Source organism: Rathayibacter sp. AY1C7, assembly GCF_002931865.1.
Classification (GTDB): Bacteria; Actinomycetota; Actinomycetes; order Actinomycetales; family Microbacteriaceae; genus Rathayibacter.
Genome location: NZ_PSWB01000052.1, coordinates 1 through 3,143, shown reverse-complemented (window position 1 = coordinate 3,143; position 3,143 = coordinate 1). Strand labels below are relative to the sequence as shown.

The following is a 3,143-nucleotide window of genomic DNA, read 5'->3' as shown; positions in this document are numbered from 1 at the left end:
CTTGGTTCGACGTGCCGTCTTCGGACCAGAAGTGGACGCGGTACGTCGGACCGTCGACCTGCAAGGTTTGGTCGCGCGGATCGTGCAGCTCTGCTTTCATGCGCCCACTGTAACTATCGGGGTGCTCGAGGCTGGCCCGTATGGGGATTGATCACCGGGTCGTCACGCGGTGCGGCCGAGCATCGCAGCGGACGCTGCGGCGCAGTTCTGCGGGCGACGCGCTCGATCGTGTCTTCAGAGCATGGCGGCCTACCGAGGCGACTGCTTCAGAGGACTTGTCCGTCACCTATGGCTTTGGGGCCTTCAACGATAGTGAAGGCCGCTCCGGCGCTGAGGGAGCTGTAGTCGATGTCGTACAGAAGCTGAAGGGTCACTTCGCTCGTCTCGCCGGGATCGACTTCAGTAGCCTCGCTGCTGCGCACGATCACGCCGAGATGCGTTCCGTCGCCGCCGACGACGACGACATGAGGTCGGTACCTTCCGTCGAGACCGATGGGCGCCTTTCGGCCGCCGTCGCTGGTTGGACGGAGACGGATCCTCGCGCGAACCGTTCTCGCGTCTGATTGCGGTGGTGTCACCGGCTGACCACTATGCCTACTGTTCGATGCATGGACTGATCATCGCAGCCGCGCTTCGCGTCCCGGATTGGGATCGTTCAGCGCTTCGGTCGCAGGGGCAGGCCGGTCCGCCCAGTAGGCGAAGGATTCCGATCCTGGGCCCGCGTCAGGAGGCGTCGCTGTCTCTAGTCGAGGCGTCGATCGAGTCGAGGGTGACAACCATGACGGGCTGTATCGACCGCGTTTGAACTGCTCGAGCGTCTTCCACTGCTCGAGCGTCTTCCACTGCGCTGCGGACGAGCGTGAAATGGACAGACCCTGATGCGAAGTCGGCTTCGGGGTCGACAGAGATTGGCGACGACTGAAGCGACAGGACGGCTTGAGCCGCACGGCCCGCCGAGAGTCGAACCATTCGGGGGAGCAGCCCGTCGATCAGGAACAATCCTTGTGCGACCACCTGCTCCCGCCACGATACGTTGGCGGCCGGAAGGTTCGAGCGTAAGTGGATGCTATTCACCCACCACTCCACTCCCCAAGCATCGGACGGCGGAGCCGTCCGGAGGCGAGAGGCGGCGTAGGCCCGAAGTACAACCGAGTCACCTGAACGAGTGAACCCGCGTTCGATGAGCGGTCGGAGCGTGGGATCGTCGTTCAACCAGCGCTCCACGGCTCAACTCTGTCACGCAGTGACGTTGCGCATCGTCCCGTAAGGGAATCGACTGGCGGGCTATTCCTCGATCGGTTCAGCGCCCTCGAGCGGAGTCAGCGTCGCCCAGAATCCGTTCCCGGAACTGAGGTACAGGCGGAGGGGCTGGTCGGTGTCCATCGGGTCTCCGTCCGGGTAGAGGTCGGTGCCGCTGCACGCATCAGGCATCGACACGACGCGGATTGTCTCTCCTGCAATGAACGGTCCCTTCTCTGTCTCATCCACGGTGACCATGTATGCGGATGCTGCGACGCTGAAGACGCTCTGAGTTCCCGAGGCGCGAGGGGAGGCAGTCGTGATGACCGCTTCGGCGACTTCGTAGCGGGCTTCCGCGGATCCAAAATACGCCCAGCCCGGGCATCCCGACGTCTGCACCGCCGGCGCGCAGCCGGCGGCGGTGAGCAGCGCCGCTCCGGTTGTGAGCGCGGCAGCAACTCGAATGCGGTGACGCGAACCCGAGGTCATGCCGGTGACGCTACCCGCTCAGCTCCGTCCCATATGGGGATCGTTCTGCGGATCACCAAGTCGCCGGGCCGACCTCCGCCGGGTGCCGTGGTTCAGCGAGAGAGCCCTCCCGCTGTCAGCTTGCGCGGACCGACAGGTTCTTGCCGAGCTGGGTCCAGCCGTCGCCGGTGGCGTCGTCCGGTACGGCGTCGTCGGGGTGGATCTGTACCGTCCAGTCGTTCTGCTTTGACAGCTTCTCGCCGCAGCCGCTGACCGGTTCGTCGCCCTCGTTGACGATGACGCAGTGTCCGGCTCCCTCGCGAGGTAAGGCCAAGTAGAAGTCGAGGCCCTCGACGGACCCGGCGAACCGGATCGAGTCGGGATCGAGCTTGTCTCCGACGCTGCCGAGCGAGGGGAGTGCGTCCTGCTCCTGCTGCGCCCTGTCGTAGTCCGAGTACACGGTCGGGTCGTCGTAGACGGTGGTGTCCTGCGCGCACCCGCCGAGAAGAGGAAGGGCCATGAGCGCGACCGAGGCCGCACCGATCTTGAATCCGTAGGTCGATCGTTTGTGGCCCATGGCGTCCCCCGTCGCGTTTCGCTCACCCTACTTCGCCTGAACTCCAGAGCACCGGCTCTCATCAACGGAGCGAAGAGCGCGAGGCTGCCCGTTCCGTATGGGGATCCCCTAACGGGACGACGCAAAGCCGATCGAAGGTCAGTAGGCGACGTCAGCGGGCGCTGGCTTCCCGACTCGGCTGTGATCGGGCCGACGGGCTCGGTGGGAAGATCTGGCCAGGAGGAGACCTGCAGTCACAGCAGCCAGCGACGTGGCGACGCCGGTGAAGGGCAAAGTGTCCGCGACATCCCACGGGAGAAAGAACGCTCCAGGGTCGGTGAGGGGGTTGATGACCAGGAGGAGCCCGACACCAATCAGTGTGACGGGTCGTCCCGGCGAGAGCACGAGGGCGCCGAGTATCACGAGCGGGAAGGCGATGGCCCAGAGGATCGTCGTGGCGATCCACGTGAAGTCCGACTGTGTGGCGCTGTAGCAACCCTCGTTCAGGCCACTGAAGCACGAGCTCCAATGCACCAGGAACGCGGCGGCACCAGCAGCGCCGAGCGATGCGATTGTCCATCCAACCAACGGGCCTGACTTAGCGAGTCGCTTCATGCGCTCACCATAGGACTCGAAGGAGAACCTGAGCTAGATCCACATGGTCGAAGCGAAGGCCACCGCCGCGCCCCCACTCGCTCTGATGAACGATCGTTCAGCGAAACCATTCCAGGCCTGGAGCGCGGCGATCCCACCTGAGGGTCAGAGGGTGGGGAACCAGCTCGAGTTGTCCACGATCCACAGCGACACAGAGTTCCAGAGCCCGGTGATGACGAGGACGCCGATGACGATGAGGAGCACGGCGACGGCCTTGTTGGCGTAG

Annotated in this window: 4 protein-coding genes; all 4 read right to left on the bottom strand. The window is 64.5% G+C overall.

The features are described 5' to 3' along the window. Positions 1–266 precede the first annotated feature (266 nt). The gene (locus C5C69_RS17085; RefSeq protein WP_181027273.1) at positions 267–428 is read right to left on the bottom strand and encodes a hypothetical protein; all 162 of its coding nucleotides are present in this window, start codon (positions 426–428) and stop codon (positions 267–269) included. A gap of 856 nt (positions 429–1,284) precedes the next feature. Continuing rightward, complete coding sequence (locus C5C69_RS16780; protein ID WP_146076925.1) at positions 1,285–1,728, bottom strand: hypothetical protein; 444 nt, start codon at positions 1,726–1,728, stop codon at positions 1,285–1,287. Positions 1,729–1,843: 115 nt separating this feature from the next. Beyond that, a complete protein-coding gene (locus C5C69_RS16500) occupies positions 1,844–2,284 on the bottom strand; it encodes a hypothetical protein (protein ID WP_104234410.1) in 441 nt (146 codons plus the stop codon). Positions 2,285–2,422: 138 nt separating this feature from the next. After that, a complete protein-coding gene (locus tag C5C69_RS16775; protein WP_146079385.1) occupies positions 2,423–2,878 on the bottom strand; it encodes a hypothetical protein in 456 nt (151 codons plus the stop codon). Positions 2,879–3,143 lie beyond the last annotated feature (265 nt).